We start from the raw sequence: 24,991 nt of genomic DNA, 5'->3' as shown, positions 1-24,991 counted from the left end.
ATGAAGAGATTCAACCATGTGAAACGTCTGGCTGCAATCCTCTTAGCGGCAGTGCTTACCATCGGAGTATTGTCAGGCTGCGGCAGGGGAGAGGCTGGCAAAGGCAAGGAGGATTCTGTAAAAGGGCGTTATATAGAGGAGGATGTAGAGCTTCCATTACAGGGAGAGGAGAAGATTTTAAACATATCGAAGTCAGAAGATGGGAATCTGATATTGTATTCACAAGCGGGAGGAGCGCAGGTATATCGGTATGAGTACAGGGACGGCGAATGGGTACAGACAGCGCTTGACTGGATCGCCCCGCTTTTTGAAGGGAAGAACATATACTTGCAGGAGATATGGGAATCCGGAGACGGAATCCAGGTAGCGTTAGGTATGGGGGAAGACATGGCTGCGTACATCGTGAGGAGCAAAGATGGACAGACAGGGGAAGAACTGGAGCTTCCGTATCTGAGGCAGGAGGGAGAGTATGGATATCCTGCGATTACCAATCTGCAGATCGACAGTGAGGGGAATTACTGGATGAATGATTTCTATCAGGCTAAAGTGATAGCAGTCGACCCGGATTCATTGGAGATCTTGCAGGAGTTTGGCACTGCCAGGGGATTCTCTAATGGACAGCGAATGGTCATCGGCACTTCGGAGGGAGATATGGCGGTGAATACGGAGGAAGGTGTCTTCACCGTCTATGGATCGGACCTGAAGGAGAAGGAGAGCTTCAAGATTAATCAGGAGGAACTGCCCTGGATATGTGATGACGGAGAAAACTGGTATCTGCTTGCAGAAAATGGGATTACACGTGTGAAACCAGGCAATGAGACCAGCGAGGTGATCGTGGACGGCAGCATGGGTGAGATGAGTTCATCATTGAATTATACGGCGGGATTTGTCGCAGGGCAGAAGGATGACTTTTATGCGCTCTATCGTCAGGAGAAAGCAGGTACCTTCAGCCTGGTTCACTATGCATATGATGCCGAAGCTCTGGCAGTGCCGGAGAATATCCTGAGAGTATTCGGGTTGTCGGAGAATACGACGATTCAAGATGCGATCCTTAGTTTCCAGAAATCACATCCTGACGTGAAGGTAGAATATACGGCTTCAGGAAAGGAAGACGGGATCACCATGGATGATATCCGCACGCTGAACACGGAGCTTCTCAGTGGAAACGGCGCAGATATACTCCTGCTTGACGGGCTGTCGGCAAAGACCTATATCGAGAAGGGGATTCTGTCTGACTTGTCCGGGATTGCCGAGGAGCTTCTGTCACAGGGATCCTACCTGGAGCCGATCATGAAAAATGTGGCGCAGCAAGAGGGCAAGGTCTATGCTATGCCGGTGAGATTCAGCGTGCCGATCATTTTCGGAGACGAGAATGCGAAAGAAGCAATCCTCTCCCTTGATAAGCTGACCGCATACGTGGATGCACATCCGGACGAGAGTATTCTGGGTATTGCGGAGAAGAGTTATATTAGAGATTTTCTGTTCCAGATGTACCAGGACGAGATTATCGGGCCGGATGGAAGAGTCGATCAGGAGAAGCTTGCGGCATTGCTTGAGACAGAGACGAAGCTCGCAGTCAGTTCGAAGTCGGAAGTATTTGAAGAGGCCAAGATGAATGAGGTGGGGATGGATACGATGACAAGGGTTTTCCGGCAGGGAATGTTCAGCGGAGCAGGAAGCGAGGCGATCCTGAACCATCCCAATAGTATTTCCACGGATCGGATCATTGGCATAACGAATATGATGATTCCGTATACGGTCATGCGGCAGTTGAATCTGTCGCCGGATACATTGAAAGAGTTCTATGTACCGACAGGGATCGTGGGGATCAATAAGAATACACAGCAGAAAGAACTGGCGGAAGAATTTGTCAAATATCTGTTCTCCCAGGAGATACAGGAGAAACAGTCAGACGACGGGCTGCCGGTACTGGAGACGGCGCTGGATAAGATAAAGGATGAGGTCAATACGGAACATGCGCAGAATTATACGATAATGTCAAGCTGGAATATCGACGGGGAAGAGCCGATCGAGATCGAAGCAGGATATCCTACACTGGAAGAAGTGGAAGATCTGATCGCGAAATGCCATACGCTTAGCAGGCCGGCCGTGCAGGACTATGTGATCTGGAATATCTATCAGACGGAGGCGGACGCCTGCATTGGAGGAAGTACAGATGCGAAGACGGCGGCGAAGAATATCGCACAGAAGGTGGACACCTATCTTGCTGAGTAAGAGAAGAACGCGGATGCGGGGATATATGTTCCTGCTTCCAAGTCTAATAGGAACGGGAGGATTCGTTCTGATTCCGTTCCTGGATGTAGTAAGGAGATCTTTTCTGCAGGCGGTGGGAAATGGCTTCGTAGGATTAGAGAATTACCGGACGGTGCTTGAGAACAAGGCATTTCGGCTTGCGGCGGGAAATACGGTCAGATTCATGTTCACCTGTCTTCCGCTTCTGATGATATTGTCTCTGTTCCTGGCAGTCCTGGTAAGGAGAGCAGTCAGGTTTCAGAGATGGATGAAGACAGGATTCCTGCTTCCAATGGCGATCCCGGCAGCATCCGTTGTGATATTTTTCAAACTGGTCTTTGACGAGAAGGGCTGGCTTGGGCGGCTGACAGGGGCATTGGGGATGGAAGCTGTGGACTGGCTGGCGTCGGACTGGGCGTTCCTGGTGTTGGTCGCCTGTTATATCTGGAAGAACCTTGGTTATGATATAATCCTCTGGCTTGCAGGGCTTGGGGCAATTCCCGGAGAGCAGTATGAGGCGGCAAGGGTACAGGGAGCAGGTGAATGGGCGTGTTTCTGGTATATCACACTGCCGCAGCTAAAAGAAACGGTATTTGTGACAGGGCTCTTGTCATTCGTCAATGCATTCCGGGTATTCCGGGAGGCGTATCTGTTGGCAGGGGATTACCCGCATGAGAGCATCTATATGCTGCAGCATTTGTTCAATAACTGGTTCGTGAATCTGGATATCCAGAAGATGACGGCTGCGGCGGTTATGCTGGTGATTGTTACGGGAGCGGCGATCGTGCCCTTAAGCATAAGAAAAGGAGAGATGGATGAGAAATCATAGCTTTCGCCAGTGGGTGATTAGGGGGATCCTGTTGGCAGTATTTAGCATTATGGTATTTCCGTTGCTCATGCTGTTTGCCAATTCACTGATGGGGAAGCAGGAGCTTCTGGAAACCTTCGGTGCGGTACTGGCGGATTCAGGAGAATATGCCGGGATGCGTATCTTCCCGGCATACCCTACACTGCGGGCTTACGTCAGGCTGCTGTTGGATTCGCCGGAATATTTCACGGCATTCTGGAATTCTATGATTCAGACGGTCGGTGTGGTATTCGGCCAGATTTTGGCGGCGGTGCCGGCAGCATGGGCGTTCGCACAATTTCATTTCCCGGGGAAACGTATACTTTGGCTTGTATATATGATCTTGATGATACTGCCCTTTCAGGTTACGATGGTCTCAGGGTATCTGGTTTTAAATGCGGCGGGGCTTATGGATACCCGCGCGGCAGTGATCTTGCCCGGAATCTTTTCTACGCTGCCGGTATTCATCCTGCGGAAAACATTTGCAGGAATCCCGGGAGAGATTCTGGAGGCTGCGAGGATCGACGGAGCAGGGGATCTGCGCATTTTCTTTGGAATCGGGATTCCCCTTGGAGTTCCGGGGATCTTCTCTGTTATGATCCTGAGCTTCCTGGAATACTGGAATGCAATCGAACAGCCAATGACATACCTGAAAACCAAGTCCTTATGGCCGCTGTCGTTGTATCTGCCGCAGATGGTAGGCTCAGAGGCAGCGGCGGCATTTGCGGCATCCATCGTAACATTGCTGCCTGCAGTCCTTCTGTTCTTCTGGGGGCAGGATTATCTGGAACAGGGGATTGTGGCATCCGGAAGACTGTAGTAAGGAGGTACTGAGTAATGAATCAGAATCGAAAATGGATACTTCGGATCTTCGGCGGGTTTCTGGCGGTCATGGCATTAGGAACGGTGATTTCCCGGGCCGCTGCGTCGGCGCTGGTAGCACAGGTGGAAACGGAGAAGGCAAAGCGGGGAAAATTATCTTATTCTTACGAGGGAGAGGGAACCGTGGTCCCGGTTCAGGAGGAACAGATCTTCCTCTGGCCGGAGCAGCAGGTGGAATGGACGGCGAAACAGGGCAGTACAGTCAAGGCGGGCGAATGTCTGGTGCAATTCCGTATGGAATACTTAAATCAATCGGTGGAGAAAAAACAGGCGGAGTTGACGCAGTTAGAGCTTCAGGCATCACAGCAGCAGATATCGGCAAGAGAGCAGGCAAGAGTGCCTGCGACCACGGGGGCAGGGCAGACCCTTGCACAGGCACAGCAGCAATTGGAGCTTGCGACACAGAAAGAGGCGGCGGCACAGGCGGCTTACGAGCAGTTTCTTCAGTCGGCAGCTGCAGAAGAGACGGATCCATGGATGGAGCAAAAGCAGGAATTGGAAGCGGCGGTTCAGGAGGCGCAGACCGGTGTGGAAGCGGCATCGCAGGCCCTTGCACAGGCGGAGAATGGATATGAGCTTGCCAGACAGGAGGATGCAGCCTGGGACATCAATGCGGCAAATGCGTCCAGGGCGGCGATGCTTGGGGCAGAGGCGGCAAGTGTCCAGATTGAAGCGGAGAGAAAAGAGCTTCAGAGACTTCAGTCGTATCAGGCAGCGGGAGGGAAGATCTGCGCAGAACGGGATTGTACGGTGCTGCAGGCAGGAGTGCAGGCGGGAGCGGTCACCAGCGGGAGCGAGGTATTCGTGACGGGCAGCGGCGGATTCAGACTGAAGGGCTGGGCGAAGCCAACGGATAGAGAGAAACTGAGAACAGGTCTGGAAACAGAGATTCAGCTTGGAGCCGGGAAGAAGAAAACCGTGAAGATCGAATCCATAGAAACGGATACGGGAGGCACCGGCACCGGCAGCGGAGCCGGAGAAAATGCAGGAGATCCGGCATCCCAATCTCAGATCTATTGGACCTCACCGCTGCCGGAGAATGTGAAGGTGCAAAATGGAGACAGCTTCACCTGGAGCATTGAGGCTCCGTCAGAGAAGGAATATGAACAGATCATTCCGCTTGAGGCGCTCAGAGAGGATATGAATGAGGCTTATTGTCTGGTTCTTGCAGAAGAAGAGCAGATGCTTGGCACCGTACAGGTTGCCAGGAGGGTTCCGGTTACAGTACTGGAGAAGGATGCCAGGAGTGCGGCGGTCACTTCGGCGTTGACGTCAGACGATCAAGTGATCGCGTCATCGGAGAAATATGTGTCGGAGGGCGATCGGGTGCGATTAAGAGAATAATGACAAAGGAGACAGGAATTGAGAAAAATGCTGGTGAAACGCCAAAAGGTCTGGATGATATGCTTTGCTTTTCTGTATCTTGGAATAAATATCTGGATTCTGTGCAGGCTGAGGCTGCTGGAAGAATATACCGATCTCATCGCTTTATCCTGTCCGGCGGGAAGTATCACCGAATCAGCATTTGATCAGTGGAGGGAACATGCGGACAGCGGGAGATATTCTGAGGCGGCTGTGTGGAGGAAGACGGAAGAGCTTGAGGTCGTGGCGGAGGATACCGGGCGCAGCCGGAAGATGTTCTGTTACAGGATCAAAGGACAGCCGGGCGCGGTGTTCGGAAGAGGACTTACGGAAGGAAGATATTTTATAGAAGGAGAGACAGGCATATGTCTGTTGGAACAGGGAACGGCACGGCAGTTATTCGGAGCGGATCAGGTGTCAGGATTGACGGTGCAGATAGATGGAAATGATTACCGTATTGCAGGTATTTTACAGGGAAATGAGCCGATCTGTATAATCCCGGCAGAAGAAGGAGAGACATTTGACGGGATAGCGGTACGAAAGAAAGATGCAGGTCAGTCTTCGAACAAGGCAGTCAGCTCCTTAGAGTCGGCGCTGGGATGTACCGGAGGACAAGAGATTGACGGGAAGCTCTTCTATGTAACGGCCTGGCTTCTATATGCAGGGCTTGCAGCGGCTGCACTGTTTCTTATGGGAAATGCAGCGGTGTCTCAGGCCGGGAGCCGCCTGGCAGACCGGATACCGCCTGAGCAAATGAAAACGGCGGCCAGAACTGTCATCATGATTCTGGCAATTGGAGTTCTGGTATCAGGAGTAATGACAGCAGATCCGGGCAGTGATTATCTCCCCACGTACTGGTCGGATTTTGAATTCTTTGCACGGCTGTTTCATGATAAAGAAGAGCAGATAAGAAGTCTGTCTATGCATCTGGAATTCGCTTCTTGGATAAGTATGATCAAGGCCTGGAGACAGGCGGCAGCGGCAGGATTGTTGGCGGGCAGCATGGCTTTGGCGCTGTTTTTATCTGCAAGATGGAGGCAGAATATACATTCGACCTATGAATTGGAAGATATGGAATAAATTTCTTGTTCAGATTGTATATTTCTATTTTTGGAAAATTATGATATTATCATTCCGAAAAGGAGAGGTTGTTATGAGCAAAATAATTGTAGTATTTCAGAGTCCAGATGACATCCTGGAGTTTGTCCAGAAGGTCGAAAAGTATCCGTACAACATGGATATGAAACGCGGCAAGTATGTGGTAGATGCGAAATCTCTGCTGGGGCTGATGAATCTTGGCTTCCATCGTGAGATCGAGCTTGAAGTCCACGAGGAAGAATGTGAAGATCTTCGGAAGGATATTGAAGAATTTATAGCTGCGTAAAATGATACTTGTATAATGAGACTCCTCGTCGTATAATAAATGCGGTGAGGAGTCTTTCGTATGAATAAAAGAATAAAAATAGACAGGAGCGGTTATTTATTTGATAACAAGGCTCTTGTAACACTGATCATTCCGCTCATCGTCGAGCAGCTTCTTGCAGTGCTGGTCGGTATGGCGGATTCTATTATGATCGCAAGCGTCGGCGAGGCGGCGGTATCCGGCGTGTCGTTGGTAGATCAGGTCATGGTCCTGCTCATCAATATCTTTGCGGCTCTTGCGACAGGGGGAGCGGTTGTAGCCGGACAATATCTAGGGCACAGGAGAAGGGAAGCTGCGTGCGAATCGGCAACACAGCTTGTCTGGTTTATCACGGTCTGTGCGGTCGTGATCACCGTGGTTGTCTACGCAGGGAAATCCGTGATCCTTCATGGGGTGTTCGGGAAGATTGAGCCGGATGTTATGCGTCATGCAGACATTTACCTGATGATCGTAACCATGGCGATCCCGTTCATGGCGTTGTATAATTCGGGGGCGGCTATATTCCGTGCAATGGGGAATTCCAAGATCTCTATGCAGGTATCTATTATTATGAATATCATCAATGTGGCCGGCAACGCGATCCTGATTTACGGTTTCCACAGAGGAACAGAAGGTGTGGCGATTCCAACACTGGTGTCAAGGATTGTAGCTGCGGTGATCATCATTGTACTTCTATGTGATGAGAAGCAGACCTTACATATCAGGCGTACCTGGCGGTATCGTGTGGACTGGTCTCATGTGAAGAAGATACTGAGCGTGGGTGTTCCAAACGGTCTGGAGAACAGCATGTTTCAGCTTGGGAAGATATTGGTGCTGAGTCTGGTATCTACCTTTGGTACGTACGCAATCGCGGCAAATGCGGTCAGCAATGCGATCGCATTGTTCCAGATCCTTCCGGGAATGGCAATCAATCTTGCGGTTACAACGGTGATTGCAAGGTGTGTTGGCGCCGGAGATTACGATCAGGTAAGATACTATAATAAGAGGCTTCTGATCATCACGCACATTGGTGTGGCAGTCATGGTGTTCGGTGTGTTTGCCATACTTCCGCTGATACTTAAGGCATATCATCTGTCGGATGTCACGGCGGAGGTGACACGCCAGATCATATATTTCCATGGGCTTAGTGCGATCGTGATATGGCCGGCGTCATTTACCCTTCCATCGACCTTCCGGGCTTCGGGAGACGCGAAAGCGTGTATGATCATATCCATGGTATCTATGTGGATATTCCGGATCGTATTCAGTTATATCCTTGGGAAATATCTGGGCCTGGGAGTGTTCGGTATCTGGGTGGCGATGGTTGTCGACTGGGCGTTTCGCGCGTTGTGTTTTATTATACGGTATTTCAGAGGCGGATGGAAGAAACAGGCGTTGGTATAACGTTGGAGGGACCATTGGAAGAAGCAGATATTGGTATGAGGGCAGAAAGGAAGGCTTATGAAGAGAGAATTAGTGATTGTATTGGATTTTGGCGGGCAGTATAACCAGCTCGTGGCAAGGCGCGTCCGTGAATGTAATGTATATTGTGAGATTTATTCATATAAGACGGATATCGAGAAGATTAAGGAAATGAATCCCAAGGGGATCATCCTGACCGGCGGACCGAACAGTTGTTATGCGCCGGACGCACCGATATACTCCAGAGAGTTGTTCGGGCTTGGGATACCGGTGTTGGGGCTCTGCTACGGCGCACAGCTCATGATGTTCGTGCTTGGCGGCAGTGTGGCTCGTGCAGAGGTCGGAGAGTACGGCAAGACAGTGGTATTGGTTGATAAGAGGGATTCTAAGATATTCGAGAATATTTCTGCTGAGACGGTCTGTTGGATGAGTCATGCTGATTCTATCGTAAAGGCGGCTCCTGGATTCGAGATTACCGCACATACGGTGGATTGCCCGGTGGCAGCGGCGGAGAATGCGGATGCCGGACTGTATGCGGTCCAATACCATCCGGAGGTGCTTCACACAGAAGAAGGTGCGAAGCTGTTGTCGAATTTCGTCCGGAATGTGTGCGGATGTGCCGGCGATTGGAGGATGGATTCTTTTGTAGAGGAATCCATTAGACAGATTAGAGAGAAAGTGGGAAACGGCAGAGTGTTGTGTGCGTTGTCCGGCGGAGTGGATTCTTCCGTGGCAGCAGTCTTACTCTCGAAAGCTGTCGGCGGCCAGCTCACCTGCGTGTTTGTAGATCACGGTCTTCTGCGCAAGGATGAAGGGGATGAAGTCGAGGCGGTATTCGGCCCCGACGGCTCATATGACCTTAATTTCATCCGGGTGAATGCTCAGCAGAGATTCTATGATAGGTTGGCGGGGGTGTCTGAGCCTGAGAAGAAGCGCAAGATTATCGGAGAAGAGTTTATCCGTGTATTCGAGGAAGAGGCGAAGAAGATCGGCGCCGTAGACTTTCTGGTACAGGGAACTATTTATCCGGATGTGGTGGAGAGCGGTCTTGGCGGGGAGTCTGCCGTGATCAAATCCCATCATAATGTGGGCGGTCTGCCGGATTATGTGGACTTTAAAGAGATTATTGAGCCGCTCCGGGATTTGTTTAAGGATGAAGTCAGAAGAGCCGGACTGGAACTTGGGATACCGGAGTATCTGGTATTCCGTCAGCCGTTCCCGGGACCGGGGCTTGGTGTAAGAATTGTCGGTGAGGTTACGGAGGAGAAGGTGCGGATTGTGCAGGACGCGGATGCGATTTATCGGGAGGAGATTGAGAATGCGGGGATTGCACAGGAGATTGGACAGTATTTTGCGGCGCTTACGAATATGCAGAGTGTTGGGGTGATGGGGGATGAACGGACCTATGATTATGCGGTGGCGCTTCGGGCTGTGAATACGATAGACTTTATGACGGCGGAAACGGCGGAGATACCATATGAGGTGCTTAAGAAGGTTATGGGGAGGATAATTAATGAGGTTAAGGGGGTTAATCGGGTGATGTATGATCTGACAAGTAAGCCACCGGGGACGATTGAGTTCGAATAGTCGGAGCTAAGCCGCAAAGCCCGTAAACACTAGGGTTTGGCGGCTTTTTCTCTTTCTCATTGCATTATGATTGCATTTTTCTATTCAACCTCTCTGTGATAGATTGCGGTGTGCTGATTGCTTGTGTAATCTGCAATGCTGTGTGAAGCGGGTGTGTATGTCAGCACGCCCGTTAATTTATTGGCAACTTCAAGATTGCTGTTAGGGTACAAATGCCCGTATGTTCCTAAAGTGGTCTGTATCTTCTCATGCCCTAGACGCTCTTTAATCAAAAGCGGGTTTTCTCCCATGCTGATTAAGAGGGAAGCGTGGGAATGTCGTAACGCATGGATTTTGATACGGTGTACGCCTGCAAGCCCGGCAAGTTTCTCTAAGGCTCTTGGAAGCGTGTGCTTACTGGTCGGAATACTGTTGTAGCTCAACACCAGATTGCAGCCTTTCAGTACCTTTTGCTGAACCTCACGCCACGCCTGCAACTCTCTTATGGTGTCCGTGTCGATATAGATTGTGCGGACGCTTGCCTGCGTCTTTGGCTCAACAAACTTGTAATCGTCCATTGATTTATAGTACAGGGTTTTTGTAATGCTTAAAAGCCCCGTTTCAAAATCAATGTCAGACCATTGCAGGGCGGCGGCTTCGCCTATCCTCATGCCCGTCATAAACAGCAGCCAAAAGGAAATGAAAAGGTAGTGTTCGTAATAATCGCCTTTGTAGAGCAGGGAAATCACTTTCTGAAATTCCTCCAACGTCCAGAAGTCAACCTTTGTCTTTTTGCTCTTGATGTTCCCTATCATGCGTGACGGGTTTTTCTTTGCAATCCCTAAAACGATAGCCCGGTCAAATGCGATAGAGAGCATACCCTGTACGATACGGATATAGTTAGGGCTGAACTCCTTTGCAAGTTCCAGTTGCCAGTTCTGCACGTTGATAGGCTCTATCTCGTCCGTTGCCATTTTGTAGAAGTATGCAAAATGTTTCTGAATGGTGGAACGGCGGTTTAAGTAGGTGCTTTCCTTTACCTGCGTTTTATACCACGGCAGGTAGGTTTCTTCAATGAACGTCTGAAAAGAAATCGTTTCTTTTTTGGCAGTCAGTTCTTCGGTGGAAGTGAGGACAAGTTTTGAATATTCCTCCCGTGCTTCCTTTTTTGTCTTAAAGCCGCTTCGGTATTTCTGGATTTGTTTACCTGTTATCGGATTGTAGCCTAAGTTTGCTCTAAAATAATAAGTTCCGTTATCTGCTTTCTTGATTGGGTCTTTCGCCATAATCTCACTCCTTACATAGATGTGCAAGAAGTACATTCAGCCTGCCCGTCTTGAAATCTGATACCCAACAATTCCTCCACGGCTTCCCTCGGTACACGGTCTAATTTCCGGGACTGGTAGTATGTATGCCCTTTGGAAATCATAAGTTTCTTCGCTTCCCTTATAATGTCAGCCGCAAAAGAAGTACCATAACCCAGAGCAATTAAATCTTTTTTGGTTACGGTTATCATAGCCCTCCTTTCCTAGACCAGATAATGAAACCTCAATATCTTGTCTACCATGATAACAGATTTTTGGCAAAAATGCTCGTTAAATTTTATTATTTTTCAAAAAAGTTGAGTAAAATGGGCGAAACGGACGGCTTGGCAGCTCCACGGGACTTGCACCCCTCTCATTCCTATGAGTAGCCGTGTCATACGGGTGTATCATTATGCCAATGTGCGGGTCATGGCGGCGGCAGTTTCCACTTTGCCGCCTGCGGTTCACTGATAGTATCGCTCGCCTCTTGCCGGGGGTCTTGGCGTATCAGTCCGCAGGCTCGCCGCACATTGAACGTGTCCGTTTGCCCTATGCTGCGCCTTGCGCTTTCTTTGTCAAAGTTCCGGGGGCTTGTCAGCCCGCAAAGACACACCATGCAGATGCGCTTTTGCGGAATGGCAAGAAGCGGCGGGCGGTCAGCCCGCCCGTGCTTTCATGCTTCCAGTGGGAAAGGGGGTTTCGGTTACGCTACTTTAAAGGTCGGGATTTTTGCTATCAGCTTGGTTTCCAGTCGGCGGCGTAATTCTTCGTCAATGTAGACAACGGGCTTTCCCTGCTCGTCATACATGGTTCTGGTTGACAGTGCGGAGATAAAGCCTGCAAAGTGTTCCAGTACCACGTTGATAGCGTCCACGTTGCCGGAAACAGCCGACACAATGACGGGATAGGGCAGCAAGCCGCCCGGCGTTTTTTTCCTGCTCTTATTCATCAGCAAAGCCCTCCATGATTTTTTTCAGTTTCCGCAGGGCGTTTTTCCTGCGGTGTGTTACCGTCCTGCGGATAAGGTTCAAATGCCCCGCTATCTCCTTGTCGGTCATATCCGCAAAATAAGATAACAGGATAATTTCAAGCCTGTCCTGCGGCAAGGCTTTCAGTGCTTCGGCTAACAGTTCATCAGCAACGGCAATCTCAAAGCCCATAATCTCAAAAAGGTATGTATCTTGGAAATATTTATCCCACATGGCGAACCGTTCTACGGTGTGCGGCGGCAGTTCGCAAAATAAAACTTCACGCTCCCCCTGTTGGTTCAGCTCCCTGTGGTAGTCGTTCTTTTCATTCTTCAATATCTGCTTGCAGAAATATTCAAATGTTTGCTGCTTGTGTTCGTCCTGTGAATGGGGCTTCATGTTTCCACCTCCCTCTTGCCCTTGCCAGAGCCGGGAAATTTTACCCCTCTATTACTAACTACGGGAAAAATGAAAATTTTGGCAATGTTTTTGAAAAAAACTTTAAAAAATTTTTTCAAGGCATAAAAAAGCCCGGCTGTGGTCTGTGTTCAGTCGGGTGTGCATTGGGTTCTTTTTTCGTTGGTGTTCTGCGTGTTCTCCCGCCGTGGCGGTCGGCGTATTGGGCGGGAAAAATCTTTCTGTGGCTTGTCCCTTTCCAGTAAAAAATGTTACAGTTGCAATATCACGTTTCTATCAGCTTTCTATCACGATTGCATTAAGGATTTCTGCAAAGAAAGACATTTTCCGCATAGAGGAAATGGAAAAACTGTTGTCATGGGGAAGCTGTCAGACGGCAGCGTGTAGCAGAAACAGGCGGCAGCCGCAAGGGTAAAATGTACGGGCAGAAAACGCCCGCCCTTGCACCCGCCGCCCGTTCCTGCTTATGGGTCAGTCAAGAGGGAAAGCCATAAAAAATCGGCTTCCCTCTTTTATTTTGATTATTTTCAAAAACTTTCCTAAAAGGTTGCCATTTTTTGATTTTTTCCCGTAGTAAGTTATAGGGGGAAGAATAGCAAGCATAGGGATTGAGTACCCAATCCCGTAAAATTCCCACTTGCCGCCCTGCGGGACTTGTGGGGATTTTGCTTGTTGGGAAGTGTCCCAAACCCTCTTGATTGTAGAGGGTTTTGCCCTCTGAAAAAACGGAAAGGAAGCGGAGCTATGGCAGAGAGAAAGCGGGCTATCCAGTTAAAATTTTATGTGACGGAACAGGAGCGCACATTGATTGAGGAAAAAATGAAGCTGCTGCAAACGGACAACTTGGGGGCGTACCTGCGGAAAATGGCGATTGACGGCTATATTATCCAGTTGGACTATACGGCGGTCAAGGAGCAGACGGCAGAAATACAGAAAGTCGGCGTAAACGTCAACCAGATAGCAAGGCGGGTCAACTCCACCGGGAACGCCTACAAAGAGGACTTAGAGGAAATCAAGGGGGCATTGGAAAAGATATGGCAGTTACAAAGATACACCCTATCAAAACTACGCTGAATAAGGCGATAGATTATATCTGCAATCCCGACAAGACGGACAATCAGATTTTGATTTCCTCCTATGGCTGCTCGTATCAGACGGCAGATATAGAGTTTGGCTTTACGCTGTCAAAAGCAAGGGACAAAGGGGACAATCTCGGACACCATTTGATACAGTCCTTTGCGCCGGGGGAAGTGGGCTATGAGGAAGCCCACCGCATAGGAAAGGAGCTTGCGGACAAGGTTCTTGGCGGCAGATATGAATATGTGTTGACTACCCACATAGACAAGGGGCATATCCATAACCACATCATATTTTGTGCGGTGGATTTCACGACACACCGCAAGTATATTTCCAACAAGAAAAGCTATTACCAGATACGGAATGAGAGTGACAGGCTGTGCAAGGAACACGGGCTGTCAGTCGTCACGCCGGGGCAGGACAAGGGAAAGAAGTATGCGGAATGGGACGCTGAACGCAGGGGGACAAGTTGGAAAGCAAAGCTGAAAGCCGTGATTGACGATACAATCCCCAAAGCAAAAGATTTTGATGATTTCCTGCGGCTCATGGAAGCGGCAGGCTATGAGATAAAGCGGGGGAAATTCGTTTCGTTCCGTGCGCCGGGGCAGGAACGCTTCACACGCTCTAAGACGCTTGGGGAAGCTTACACCGTGGAAGGCATAACGGAGAGGATTGCCGGGACATACCGGGCGAAGCCGAAAGCGTTAAGGCAGGAAAAAGCGGGCGTTTCCATGCTCATAGACATTCAGAACAGTATCAAGGCAGCGGAAAGCAAAGGCTATGAACAGTGGGCGAAGATACACAACTTGAAGCAGGCGGCAAAGACTTTGAATTTCCTTACGGAGCATGATATTTCAGAGTATGAGCAGTTGCAGGCGGTTCTTGATGAAGTGCATACGGAAAGCGAAAATACCGCCGCTACGCTGAAAGGCTTGGAAAAGAGATTGTCCGACATATCCCTTTTGATGAAAAACATATCCGCATACCAACAGACAAAGGCGGTCTATATGCAGTACAAAAAGGCAAAGGACAAAGAAAAGTTCCTGCGGGGCAATGAGAGCAGCATTATCATTCACGAAGCCGCCGCTAAGACGTTGCAGGCGGCGAAGAACGGCGGGAAGCTGCCCGATTTCAAAAAGCTGCATACGGAGTATAAGGAGCTAACGGAGAAAAAAGACAAGTTATATCAAGAGTACGGGAAGTTGAAAAAGAAAGTAAAGCAGTATGACACAATCAAGCATAATGTAGACAGTATTTTGCGGCAGGCGAAGCAGCCAGAACGGGAGAAACAGACAGAGAGGTAATGCGGACAGTTAGGGCAGGCGTGTAAGACGTTTTAAGGGCGTTTCCGGGGCGTTATGGAGCATAGCAGGGAAATACCCATTAACGCCCGGAAAAGGGCTTCTAAGCGTCCACAAGGGCAGAAAAAGACACCGGGGAATGACAGTCTTTCAATCATCATTCCCCGGCATTTACCCATTGAATTTATAGCCGACACCTAAAACGGTTTTAATATAGACCGGGTTCTTGCTGTCCGGCTCTATCTTTTTCCGCAGGTTGCAAATCACGTTGACAACGCTTGAATGGCAGCTATCGCTATCCATGTTCCAAACAGCTTCAAAAATCTGTGTCTGTGTAAGGACAATGCCGGGATTGGAAGCAAGGAATACAAGGGTGCTGTATTCAAGGCGGGTAAGGTTGACTTCTTTCCCGTCTTGAATTACTCTGTGTTGGCTTTGCCTTATTTCCAGTCCCGGAAAAAACATTCCCGAAACAGGAACAGGAATAGTCTGTACGGTTTCAAGTGAAATATGGTCAGCTATTGCCGATATGATTTTGTCAATCGCTTTTTCTTCCTGTTCATCTAGTGTCAGCACTAGTATTTTCCCATAGGATCACCTCGGTTTAATAAAATAATATGTATTTTTAAAAATCACTTTTTTGATGTAAGTTTAATAACAAAGATTAAAATAAATCGAAATTGTTAATATATTATTTTTGTAACTAATTTCCTCTATACCACCATCTATTTTGTTTAATAACTCTTTTACAATGTATAACCCTAAACCTGTATTTCCATTTGAACGTGATGTATCTACTGTATAAAATTTTTGAAAGAGCATATTAATATCAATATTATTTAATTCTGATGTAGTATTTTTCACTGTAAAAATACCATTTGCGTCTATCACAATTTCTACATAATCATTTGAATATCGTATTGCGTTTGTGATTAGATTTTCAATAATTCTTTTGCAGGCAACCGTGTTTCCAGTTATCCATACAGGGGCATTTTCTGTTTTAACAGTAGGTGTCAGTTTTTTCAGTTCACTATATTTATCAATTAGACAGTCAGTTACAATTCTATTTATATCCAATTTTTCAACTTCTAAAATATAATCCTCACTATCTATCAATGACAAATCATAAAATATTTGTAATAGTTCGGTTAAATAGTCTGCCTTTGCTTGAATGATAGAAAAATAGTGTTCTTGTTCTTCTTTATTTTCACAACTTTTTAAAAGTACTAAATATCCCTGTATTGATGTTAAAGGTGTTCTTAAATCATGGCTGATATTTGCAATAGATTGTTTTAACTGTTCTTTTTCCTGCAAAATCTGTAATTTTGCTCTCCGTTCCAAATAGTTTTTTTCGTTGATTATACCTGCTAATTTCTCTATATGCTTATTTGACAAGGAAATTCGTAGTTTTCTGTTTTCGCTAATCTGTTTTGTTATTTCACAAATTTGGCGTTTCCATGAAAAAAGAGAAAACATCAATATTATATTTAATAAAACCAATAATAAATAAATCATTAATATTCTCTCCTTCGGTAAATTTTAAAATATTTCCAATAAGTTAGCAGTTTCAGAATAATTATTTAAACTCCTGTTTTTTAATAAATATAACAGACAGGGGTAGCAAAAATAGTAAACCGAAAACAAAATATACAATTATTTCATTGACTAGTCCATATTCAAGTCGAAAAGTTCCCATATTCATCCAATAGTATAATGGATTGAGCCAGACTAAATATTTTAGTATTATGTGGCTGTGAAAATTCTGCCATATTCCAGTATAAATTACTGCACCACCTAAAGTGAATAAACACATGACCGTTGCGATGATACCAGTATTTTTCAAACAGATACATATATTAATGCAAAGTAAAATGAAGGAAATCATTACTAAAAAATTCAATCCGATATAACCTAAATATTGTGTCAGTTCAGTTATATTGGGGGTATATCCAATCTGTATGCAAGTAAAACATAGCGTAATAACATTGAATAGAAAATAGCAGATTGCATTATATAAAACTATAACAATAACTTTCGCAAAGTAAACTTTTACTCTGCTTATTCCATGAGCAATGGGCAGCTTAATTGTGCCAACAGAGTAATCATAACAGAAAAATTGTATGGTTAAAATGAGGGCAACAATCCAGAGAAACACATTGCAGGATAGACAGGATTGCATAATTTCGCAAAATTTAGGAGTATCAATGTTTTCAAATGTAAATGCAAAAAAACCAATAATGCCTTGTATGGCAGCATTTGTTTCTTCATCGCCCTCTGAAACAAATAGCTGTGTTCCCCCTGCGGACAGGCTAAAACTTCCGTATAAAATCAATCCTGCAAAAAGAAGAAGCGGGACTGCTATAAACAACTTGGAATATTTCAATTTGAGAAATTCAGACTTTAACTGGTTAAACATATTTTTTACCTCCTATTAGATTTTCAAAATACGTTTCTAATTCTTCTCCCTGTACAGATATTTCTTCAACTACAATCCCATTAGAAGAAAGTGCTTTTGAAATCGTATGTGTTTCGTCCAGTTTCTCATATACCCTTATAAAATTGTCTGGATATATAGAAAAGGTTTTGATTTTTAGTTGTTCTTCCAAGACAGTGACGGTTTTTTTTGTATCATCTGTTTTCAGCTTGATATGCCGCTTGCATTCCTCGCTTAACTCAGTTGCCGTAATTTGTTTGAGCAGTTTTCCATGATGTAAAAAACCATAGCAAGTTGCCAGTTGGTTTAACTCACTCAAAATATGGCTTGAAATTAAAATTGTCACATGATTTTCTTTTGCTAATTTTTTGAGCAATTCCCTAAGCTCAATAATTCCTGTTGGATCTAAGCCATTGACAGGTTCATCTAATATTAAAAATTCCGGCTCGCCCAATAGGGCAATAGCTAATGCTAATCGCTGTTTCATTCCCAAAGAAAAGTCATTTACTTTCTTCTTTTTTGTATTGTTGAGTCCCACAAGTTCTAATGTCTTGGAAATACATTTTTTTTCTGGTATTCCTCGCTGTACCCGCTGTATTTCTAAATTTTGCTTCGCAGTCATATCTTTGTACAATGCAGGCATTTCAACAGTGCAACCAATTTTGGCACGTTCATATCGTAGATTCTCTGTTTTTCCGAACAAAGAAACCACACCACTGCTTTGAAAAGCTAATCCTGTTAATATACGAATTAGGGTAGATTTTCCCGCCCCGTTTTCACCAATCAGTCCGTATATTTCGCCACGGTTGATAGAGAGGTTTACATTTTGCAATACATGGAAATTTTTGTAATTTTTACAAAGTTCTGTTGTCTGACATATAATTTCTGACATTTTATCAACTCCTTTCCATGTTAGTTTATATTACAAATCTAAAAAAAATCTAAAGGAATGAAAATTAATTCAATTTATATCCAATTCCCCACACTGTTTCTATATAATCTGTATCAGTAAACTTTTTTATTTTTTTACGGATATTACTAATATGCGTGTTAATTGTATCATTATCATAGGCATATTCTTCCTGCCAGATAGATTCATAAAGATTTTGCTTTGAAAAAATCTTTTGTGAGTGCTGTAACAAAAGTATTAAAATTGCTAATTCTGTTGATGTAAATTGCACAATAGTTCCTTTTATATATACAGTACAGTTTTCAATTTCAATCTCCTTGTATTTTAAATGAATATCTTCTTTTGAGGAAGCAGGTACACTTCTTTTTAAATTAGCCTCAATTCTTGCAAGTAACTCAAAGAGGTTAAAAGGTTTTGTCATATAGTCATCTGCACCTAAACGTAGCAACTCTATTTTGGATTGTACCATCGTTTTTGCAGACACAACAATGATAGGAATATCTGTGAATGTTCTTAATTGTTTTATTACATTATCGCCGCTTAAAATTGGAAGCATTAAGTCTAAAATGATAAGGTCTGGAAAAAAATTTTGGCATAAGTCTACTCCCTCTTTGCCATTAGTGGCAGAACATACTTCGTAACTGTGGTCTGACAGAAATTTTGTTATCATATTACAAATATCTGTATCATCTTCTATAATTACTATTTTTTTCAATTTTTGTATCCTCCAATAAAACATAATTTATTTAAAATTTGGTTACTTATTAGTACATTTTTGATTATACGGCATAATAGAAATGACCTCAAGTTACAAATATGGTATATCAAAAAATTTGTTTTCAAGATTGATTAGGAAAATATAAAAGTGCCGGGGAATAGCACTGTATAAGCTGCCATTCCCCGGCGTTCCATTATTCCATATCTTCAGCAGGCAAAAACACAAGCCCGGCAAATTCGTCCTCGGTCAGTTTCTTCAGCTTTTCCGCTGTGCGTCCTACAAGCTCCTGTATCTCCGTTTCCATGTAGGGAAGGGCGGCGGTCATTGCCGCCACCGTATCAGCCCTTGTTTTCCTCCTGTAACAGCAGATAAGGTTAGTTTCCTCAAAGTTGAATTGTCCCATGCTCCTATACCTCCAATCCCTTGTTTTTGCTTCTTGCCGCCTGCTTTTTCGGGGCGGCGTTTACGGTTTTTTTGTCCTGTGCAAGCTGCGCCCGCAAGGACGGCTTTTTCTCTTTCCCCTTGCCGGACAGTTTTTCGATATGTTCTTTAATGTTACCACAAGCGGAGTGTTCCCGGCTATCCTTTTCGTCCCGGAGAACGCTTTGCAGGGCGGCGGGGTCTTTGGGCTGTTCCTCAAAGGTTAGGAATTTCCCTAAGTCCGGGTCAGCGTCCCCGGTAATGCGCTTCCCGGCTTCCTGCGTCCGTTCCCCGTTCTCGTAAATCAGCTTGGTATCTCCGGCAGGTACGGAAGCGTCCTTGACGTGTTTGTAGTGCTTCTGGTAGTCCAGTTCGTAAAGGCTGCCTGTTACCCTGCCTTTTTCAATCCCGGTCAGCTCCACGGCATAGGCAAGTATTTTGTCCCGTGTCTGCTCGGCGTAGAAACAGAACGTGTTATGCTCCCGTGTGTCCTTGATGAATGTGTCACGCTCCCGCAAGCACCATGTTCCGGCAGGGCGGCATATCCATAAATATTTTTTGTCCTCCGGGTTCGGGCTTTTTGCCGCCTGCTTCAAAATCTTTATGTCTATGTCAAAATCAGACTGAAAGTGTTCCGTGTGGGTCTGCATGACTGCTTTGAGGGATTTTAATATATCCACGTTTTCAAATTTCTGCATGGTTCAGCTCCTTTCTAAATCCTGCTTTTTGGTCTTTTCCGCTGCTTTTTTCGGGGCGTTTTTCAACGCTTCCTTGTCCTGTGCAAGCTGCGCCCGGATAGAGGGTTTTTTCTCGGTCTTGGCGGCTGTGCGGGCTTCTTTCTGTATCTCCACGGGGCTTTTCCCGGATAAAGGTTTTATGCAGGATAGACGGTCAGCGGCATAGATAGCGTTGTCGTTGAGCTGCCTTTGCCACGCCCCGGCTTTGGGCGACCAACGGAAGCCGCTTTCCTTTAAGGTTTCACGGGTTTGTTCGTCCGGCTTTTCTTCAAAGAAGATTTGCAGGCGGTTGTTCTCCCGGTTCATTTCCACTGTGCCGCCGTCAAACTCCCACCCGGCGTAGGCGGTTTCCTGTTTTTTTGTCAGCTCCGCAATGCGCCCTTTTACCCGGCGTATCTCTGCGCTGTTGTTGGATAAAGCCCATGAGGGGTAGGGCTTATCCTGTATGTGCCACTGTGAGGACATTTCCGCTTTCATGGCTTCGATACGTTCAGCGGAGAGGGCAGGGCAGCCGTCAAGGGTCTTGTGCTTGCGGTAGTAGGCGTTTACCGCTTTCATGGTGTCCTGCGCCGATTGCAGCTTTTCCAGTTTGGCTTCCAATTTCTGTATTGCCTGCGGGTCGTCTGCGCTGATACCGCCCATGCCAGTGCTGCGTATCTTGTCAAGCAAGCCCTGTATCTCGTTCCAGTCCTCCATATTTCTGTCACGGGCGGCGTTCTGCTTTTCCTTTTTGCGTACCGGGAAATTAGAGCCGCCCGCAATGAGGATAGAGGGTACACGGGCTTCAATGGAAAAACTGCTGTTCATGTTCTCGGCAAGTTTCCGGGCGTAGGTGTCAACAAGGCTGTCAATCTTTTCATGGTACATGGGGTCTACCCGCTTTTTCTGGTGTTCCCCAATCTCCACGGCTTTATCTACCATTTGCCTGTATTCTGCGGTTGCGCTGCCGGGCTTGTAGTCGTAAAAGCTGTTTGCGTCATTGGCACGGCGGGCAGCCCCCTCATTGATTGTGTAATAAATGGTCTTGGCTTCCGGGGCTGCCTGCTCCGGCGTATCTGCTTGCAGGGAAAAAGGCTTCCCGTCAAAACAGAACTCTTTTTCCGGGGTAAATCCTGCCTGCGCCAAAAAGTCCGTTATGCGTGAAAATTCCTCGTAGTCCTCTTTTGTGTAAATGCCCTGTTTCAATGCTTCGTCCTGTGAATGTATGCAGCCCTCGCTTGTAAGGAATGTAAAGGCGGCTTGGCAGTCGGAAACGTAGAGTAGGGAATTGTCGGCGTTGTCATAATGCCCCTTGTTGTCGTAGTTTTCGCTTTTCCCGATATGGATTTTGTCGTCCATAGTAAAGAGGGCAACCATGCCGTCATAGCGGCTTTTTGAAGCGGCTGTGATACGGGCGGTGTCCGGCTCTGCGGGCTTTTGGGCTTCGTCCTGCTTTAGCGTTTCGGCGTACTGTTCAAGAGAAATCTGCTCCCCGGCGGTGGCTTCCAGTCCGTCAGCGGCGGGGGTGTTGTTGATGATACCGTCAATCATGTTTGCGTTCTGCTCGGTGGACTGTTCGGCGGCTTTCAAGTGGTTTTCGGGCTGTTCCGCTGCAATGGCAAACGCCCTTGTCCCGTTCCCCATAATCAGATATTTTTCGTTGTCTGATTGATGATGAAAGCCATATCCGGCTGCTTCCATTTGCTCCCGGCTCATGGCGGTTACAGAAAAGCTCCCCCTCGGCGTTGTGATTTTCTCGCCAGTCGTCAGCTCGTCCGGGGTAAGCTGTTTCTGTTCCCGTAAAAACTCTGGTACTTGCGTGAAACCGATACTGTCAACATAATGCGCCGTGTTCTCCCCGTTCTGATGAAACACCACTATATCCGACACGGAAAGGCTGTGTCCCTTAAAATCTTCGGGGCGGTCGATGTTGAAGCGGGTATAAATATCTTCAAGGGAAGTACCCGGCGTAAGCTCTGCGGTATAGACAAGGTTATAGTTCGTTGCTTCCACGGAAAGCCCCGCCGCTTGCAGGCGGTCATAAGGCTCAAAATGGTAGTTCTGCATACCCGCCCCGTCCTTTAGCTGATAAATGCCGAAAGCGTCCCCTTTCCCGTAGAGCAGGCGCATTTCTTTTTCCGGCGCACTTGCCGCCAGTTCCTCTTTCATGGTACGGTACTCCGTGAGGGCGTTCCAGTCCTCCTTGTGTACGCCGAAAATGCCGCCTTTCTCTGCATGGGTTTTTATATCCTCCGCATTGCCGGGTATGCTCTCGCTTCCGTCCGCATGGAGTAGGAAAATCTGCATATCCTCTTTTTCGTAAAGGTGCAGGGCGGCTTCTTCCTTTAGGGGCAGCATACCGTCCCATGAGTAGCCGTATTCCTGCATATCTTTTACACTGATAGACGGGTCGGGCAGTTCTGTATTGTATGGCTCGTAGCCATTGGCGGCGTATTCCTCCACGGTCATTCCTGCGGCTGCGGCTTCCTGTGCGATTTCCTCCTTGACGTGTTCCTTGTAGGCTTCAAGCTCCGTGTCAAAGTCTTTAAGCTGCGGGACGGGTGGCAGGCTGTAATCTCCGCTGTTTACCATTGCCCGGCATTTGGAAACATACTCTTTCATGGCGGTGTGGTAGGCGGTTTCGGTGGCGGTCATGCCGCTGTTTTCTTCCAGTGCCTTTGTTGCAGCCTGTTCCATTTTGGAGAGGTTATTGTGCAGTTTCAGATAGGGGACAAACTCATGCAAGAGCATTTCCCGCTGTGCCTTGTCTGCTTCCAGTGCTTCCGTGCCGCCGTATTTCAAAACGTGGTTATCCCATTGCTCGTTATTCTCATAATAGGCATGGTAGCTTTCGATATGGTCTATGAGTGTGCCGTCCCCGTCCCCTAAGTCCTGCCGCCCAACGTAATAGTCGGGCTGTCCGTCCATTACAAAGTCAATGCGGAACTTGGTTTTATAGTAGCCGTCCTCGGAAACGGTGGCTTCGTCAAGGCTTCCGATAAGGGCGTTTGCTTCGGAAAGGCTCATGGTTTCGCCGTCATGGAAGCGGCTGTGTTCGCTCCAAAGGATTGTTACAACCGGCTCTGCGTTGGGTTCGGGCGTGGGGAAAGTATCTTCGGTCTGCTCCGTCTGTGCGTCCTCTTTTGCGGGTTCTTCCGTGGCTGCCTTTTCCTCCTGCGGCGGCTCTGCCGTGGGTTCTGTTTTTTCCTCCTGCGGTGTGTCCTGCTCCGGCTGTGTTTGCTCCGGCGTGGGTTCTTCTGCCTGCGCTTCCTGTGCCTGCGTCTGCTCCTTATCCTTTGTCAGCTCTGCAAAGTTTTTATCTATGTCCTTAATCAGCTCGGAAGCGGTGTTTCGGATTGTTTCAAGGGACGCTTTCAGCTCGGCAAGTTCCCGCCCGCTGCTCCATTGTGCCACATAGGAAAAGGAATAGTCGGAAGTGTCAAGCCCGTAGTGTTGGCACACGGCGTAGGCAATGCTTTCCGCCTGTACCTCACGGGTGCGGCGGTCTGGTCGGTCTGCCTGTTCTTCTGCGGGTGCGTTAAGGTCTATGTCGTGCAGCTTGGCGTGTGCAATCTCATGTATCAGCGTTTTAAGGTTCTGCAACTCGCTCATGCCCTCGTTAATGGCAATGCGTTTTTCGGTCTGTGAGTAGTAGCCCTTTGCGCCGCTTTCTATCTTTTCAAAACCAACAGGGGCGGGGCTTGCCTGCTCGGTTGCTTTGAAGAAATCGGCGTACTGTGCCACGTCCCCGGTCAGCTCGTCAACGCCGATAGAGGGAAGCTCCTTTCCCTCGGTCTGGGACACGTCAAAGACGGAAACAACTTTAAACGCCGGGACGGTTACTTCCGTTTCCTCTTTGACGGGCTTCCCGTTCTTGTCGGTCACGGGTTTTTGGGTCTTGGGGTCGATTTTGTCAACTTCCTTTTTCACTTTGTACGGGGACGGGGCAATCACTTTGATACCCTTTGCGCCCCTTGATACCTGCCGCCCGAACAGGTTTTTCCATGAATTGTAGCCTGCTATCAAGGTTGCGTCCGGCTTCTGCATGGCGATTAAGAGGGTGTTGTTAAAGCTGTAATTATGGAACTTTGACATTACCTGCAAATACTCTTTGAAACGGTCGCTCTCAAATAAATCCTGTATGCCCTGTTCCAGTCTGTCCGTAATCTCTTTCATCTTCTCGGCGGGCTTCTGCGCCGTCAGTTCGATAGGGCGTGAGGGGTTGGCGGCGGCTATGTCGGGCGGTGCTACGTCCGCTTCCGGGGCGGCTTCCTTTTCGCCCTGCTCCGGGGCGGTGCGCCCCGCTTCGGGGTAACTCATAATGCGGTATCTGTCCGGCGTTTCCTGCCCGGTGTAAAGCTCTTTCCATTCCGTCCCGCTTCTTGCGATATAGCCGTAGTCGGTCAGCTTGCCGTCCTCATGGAGTGCGGCGTTAAAGCCGAAATCCTCCTTGTCAATCCCGGCTTTCCATTCCTCCGGCATTTGCACTTTGCCGCTGTCATTGAGGAAATAGTCGCCCAATTCCTTATAGCTGAAAATGCCCGGAATATAAGAATAAAAATCTGAATTGTAGGTGTGGTCTATCAGCTTGTCAAGGCTTTCCGGCTTGAAATCGCTGTGCATAACTGCGTCCAGTTTTTCAAGCTGCTCTGTTGTCATTTCTTCAAGCCTTGAAGCAAGGAAATTTATCTTGTCAAGGTCGCCGTCCCTTATCCAGTCAAAGGGTATCTCAATGCGCCTGTTCTCGTCCGTGGAATAGCCGTTCAAGAAAAAGTCCTGCGGGTTGCCCGCCGTGATGTTCAGTGCTTTCATGGCTTCGTGGAGTTCTTCTTTTGTGGCGGGCAGGGAGAGGAACACGCCCGCCGGGTTGCCCTTTTCAAACTCGGTGCGGTTCTGTATCAGCACGGAAAAATCGTCTTTCATTGGCATAGCTCCTTTCATTGTTTTTGTTTTTTTCAGAGGGTTTGGGACACTTCCCAACAAGCAAAATCC

General features: G+C 47.4%; 22 protein-coding genes. 10 read left to right on the top strand and 12 right to left on the bottom strand.

Annotated features, from left to right (window positions below; translation table 11 throughout):
• The 8 genes from VSQ62_RS23245 to guaA all read left to right on the top strand — a co-directional run bounded on the left by VSQ62_RS23245 (position 1) and on the right by guaA (position 9,755).
• A complete protein-coding gene (locus tag VSQ62_RS23245; RefSeq protein ID WP_334637106.1) occupies positions 1-2,235 on the top strand; it encodes an extracellular solute-binding protein in 2,235 nt (744 codons plus the stop codon).
• Positions 2,225-3,082: a carbohydrate ABC transporter permease gene (locus VSQ62_RS23240; RefSeq protein ID WP_334637104.1), complete on the top strand. Its 858-nt coding sequence runs from the start codon at positions 2,225-2,227 to the stop codon at positions 3,080-3,082. The genes VSQ62_RS23245 and VSQ62_RS23240 overlap by 11 nt, the downstream gene beginning before the upstream one ends.
• A complete protein-coding gene (locus tag VSQ62_RS23235) occupies positions 3,069-3,920 on the top strand; it encodes a carbohydrate ABC transporter permease (RefSeq protein WP_334637103.1) in 852 nt (283 codons plus the stop codon). The genes VSQ62_RS23240 and VSQ62_RS23235 overlap by 14 nt, the downstream gene beginning before the upstream one ends.
• A 17-nt stretch (positions 3,921-3,937) precedes the next feature.
• Positions 3,938-5,326: an efflux RND transporter periplasmic adaptor subunit gene (locus tag VSQ62_RS23230; protein ID WP_334637102.1), complete on the top strand. Its 1,389-nt coding sequence runs from the start codon at positions 3,938-3,940 to the stop codon at positions 5,324-5,326.
• Positions 5,327-5,353: 27 nt separating this feature from the next.
• Positions 5,354-6,424 (top strand): ABC transporter permease, encoded by a 1,071-nt coding sequence (locus tag VSQ62_RS23225; RefSeq protein WP_334637756.1) that lies wholly within the window; start codon positions 5,354-5,356, stop codon positions 6,422-6,424.
• Between the two features lie 73 nt (positions 6,425-6,497).
• Positions 6,498-6,728: an HPr family phosphocarrier protein gene (locus VSQ62_RS23220; RefSeq protein WP_334637100.1), complete on the top strand. Its 231-nt coding sequence runs from the start codon at positions 6,498-6,500 to the stop codon at positions 6,726-6,728.
• Positions 6,729-6,788: 60 nt separating this feature from the next.
• Complete coding sequence (locus VSQ62_RS23215; protein WP_334637098.1) at positions 6,789-8,150, top strand: MATE family efflux transporter; 1,362 nt, start codon at positions 6,789-6,791, stop codon at positions 8,148-8,150.
• A gap of 57 nt (positions 8,151-8,207) precedes the next feature.
• Positions 8,208-9,755, top strand: coding sequence for a glutamine-hydrolyzing GMP synthase (gene guaA / locus VSQ62_RS23210; RefSeq protein WP_334637096.1), 1,548 nt, complete (start codon positions 8,208-8,210; stop codon positions 9,753-9,755).
• 80 nt (positions 9,756-9,835) lie between these two features.
• Here the strand turns inward: guaA and VSQ62_RS23205 are convergent, their stop codons facing one another.
• From VSQ62_RS23205 to VSQ62_RS23190, 4 genes are all read right to left on the bottom strand, one after another.
• Positions 9,836-11,020, bottom strand: a complete 1,185-nt coding sequence (locus tag VSQ62_RS23205; protein ID WP_120389643.1) for a site-specific integrase — start codon at positions 11,018-11,020, stop codon at positions 9,836-9,838.
• An 11-nt stretch (positions 11,021-11,031) separates the two neighbouring features.
• A complete protein-coding gene (locus VSQ62_RS23200; RefSeq protein WP_120389644.1) occupies positions 11,032-11,250 on the bottom strand; it encodes a DUF3173 domain-containing protein in 219 nt (72 codons plus the stop codon).
• 491 nt (positions 11,251-11,741) lie between these two features.
• A complete protein-coding gene (locus VSQ62_RS23195) occupies positions 11,742-11,987 on the bottom strand; it encodes a helix-turn-helix domain-containing protein (RefSeq protein WP_016283863.1) in 246 nt (81 codons plus the stop codon).
• Positions 11,980-12,405: a sigma factor-like helix-turn-helix DNA-binding protein gene (locus VSQ62_RS23190; protein WP_334637095.1), complete on the bottom strand. Its 426-nt coding sequence runs from the start codon at positions 12,403-12,405 to the stop codon at positions 11,980-11,982. Before VSQ62_RS23190 ends, VSQ62_RS23195 begins: the two co-directional genes overlap by 8 nt.
• Positions 12,406-13,167: 762 nt before the next feature.
• On the opposite strand from VSQ62_RS23190, the gene VSQ62_RS23185 reads away from it, so the two are divergent.
• Entirely contained in the window at positions 13,168-13,497 is a 330-nt protein-coding gene (locus tag VSQ62_RS23185; protein WP_334637093.1) for a plasmid mobilization protein, read from the top strand.
• Positions 13,458-14,804 (top strand): relaxase/mobilization nuclease domain-containing protein, encoded by a 1,347-nt coding sequence (locus VSQ62_RS23180; protein WP_334637092.1) that lies wholly within the window; start codon positions 13,458-13,460, stop codon positions 14,802-14,804. The genes VSQ62_RS23185 and VSQ62_RS23180 overlap by 40 nt, the downstream gene beginning before the upstream one ends.
• Before the next feature lie 168 nt (positions 14,805-14,972).
• Here VSQ62_RS23180 and VSQ62_RS23175 read toward each other — a convergent pair whose 3' ends face one another.
• From VSQ62_RS23175 to VSQ62_RS23140, 8 genes are all read right to left on the bottom strand, one after another.
• Positions 14,973-15,377, bottom strand: a complete 405-nt coding sequence (locus tag VSQ62_RS23175) for a winged helix-turn-helix domain-containing protein (RefSeq protein ID WP_016304279.1) — start codon at positions 15,375-15,377, stop codon at positions 14,973-14,975.
• A gap of 75 nt (positions 15,378-15,452) precedes the next feature.
• A complete protein-coding gene (locus VSQ62_RS23170; protein WP_334637091.1) occupies positions 15,453-16,316 on the bottom strand; it encodes a sensor histidine kinase in 864 nt (287 codons plus the stop codon).
• Positions 16,317-16,377: 61 nt separating this feature from the next.
• Complete coding sequence (locus tag VSQ62_RS23165) at positions 16,378-17,217, bottom strand: ABC transporter permease (RefSeq protein WP_334637090.1); 840 nt, start codon at positions 17,215-17,217, stop codon at positions 16,378-16,380.
• Positions 17,210-18,127 carry an ATP-binding cassette domain-containing protein gene (locus tag VSQ62_RS23160; protein WP_016304282.1) on the bottom strand — a complete coding sequence of 306 codons (918 nt, stop codon included), beginning with the start codon at positions 18,125-18,127 and terminating at the stop codon, positions 17,210-17,212. The genes VSQ62_RS23165 and VSQ62_RS23160 overlap by 8 nt, the downstream gene beginning before the upstream one ends.
• Positions 18,128-18,191: 64 nt before the next feature.
• A complete protein-coding gene (locus VSQ62_RS23155; protein ID WP_334637089.1) occupies positions 18,192-18,860 on the bottom strand; it encodes a response regulator transcription factor in 669 nt (222 codons plus the stop codon).
• A 196-nt stretch (positions 18,861-19,056) separates the two neighbouring features.
• Entirely contained in the window at positions 19,057-19,266 is a 210-nt protein-coding gene (locus VSQ62_RS23150; protein ID WP_334637088.1) for a transposon-transfer assisting family protein, read from the bottom strand.
• A gap of 4 nt (positions 19,267-19,270) precedes the next feature.
• Positions 19,271-19,981 (bottom strand): hypothetical protein, encoded by a 711-nt coding sequence (locus VSQ62_RS23145; protein ID WP_334637087.1) that lies wholly within the window; start codon positions 19,979-19,981, stop codon positions 19,271-19,273.
• A 3-nt stretch (positions 19,982-19,984) separates the two neighbouring features.
• A complete protein-coding gene (locus VSQ62_RS23140; protein ID WP_334637086.1) occupies positions 19,985-24,922 on the bottom strand; it encodes a YodL domain-containing protein in 4,938 nt (1,645 codons plus the stop codon).
• Positions 24,923-24,991 lie beyond the last annotated feature (69 nt).

This window comes from Sporofaciens sp. JLR.KK001 (genome assembly GCF_036941055.1).
Classification (GTDB): Bacteria; Bacillota; Clostridia; order Lachnospirales; family Lachnospiraceae; genus Sporofaciens.
The sequence above is the reverse complement of the archived record's forward strand: the minus strand, read 5'-3'. Positions and strand labels throughout refer to the sequence as shown.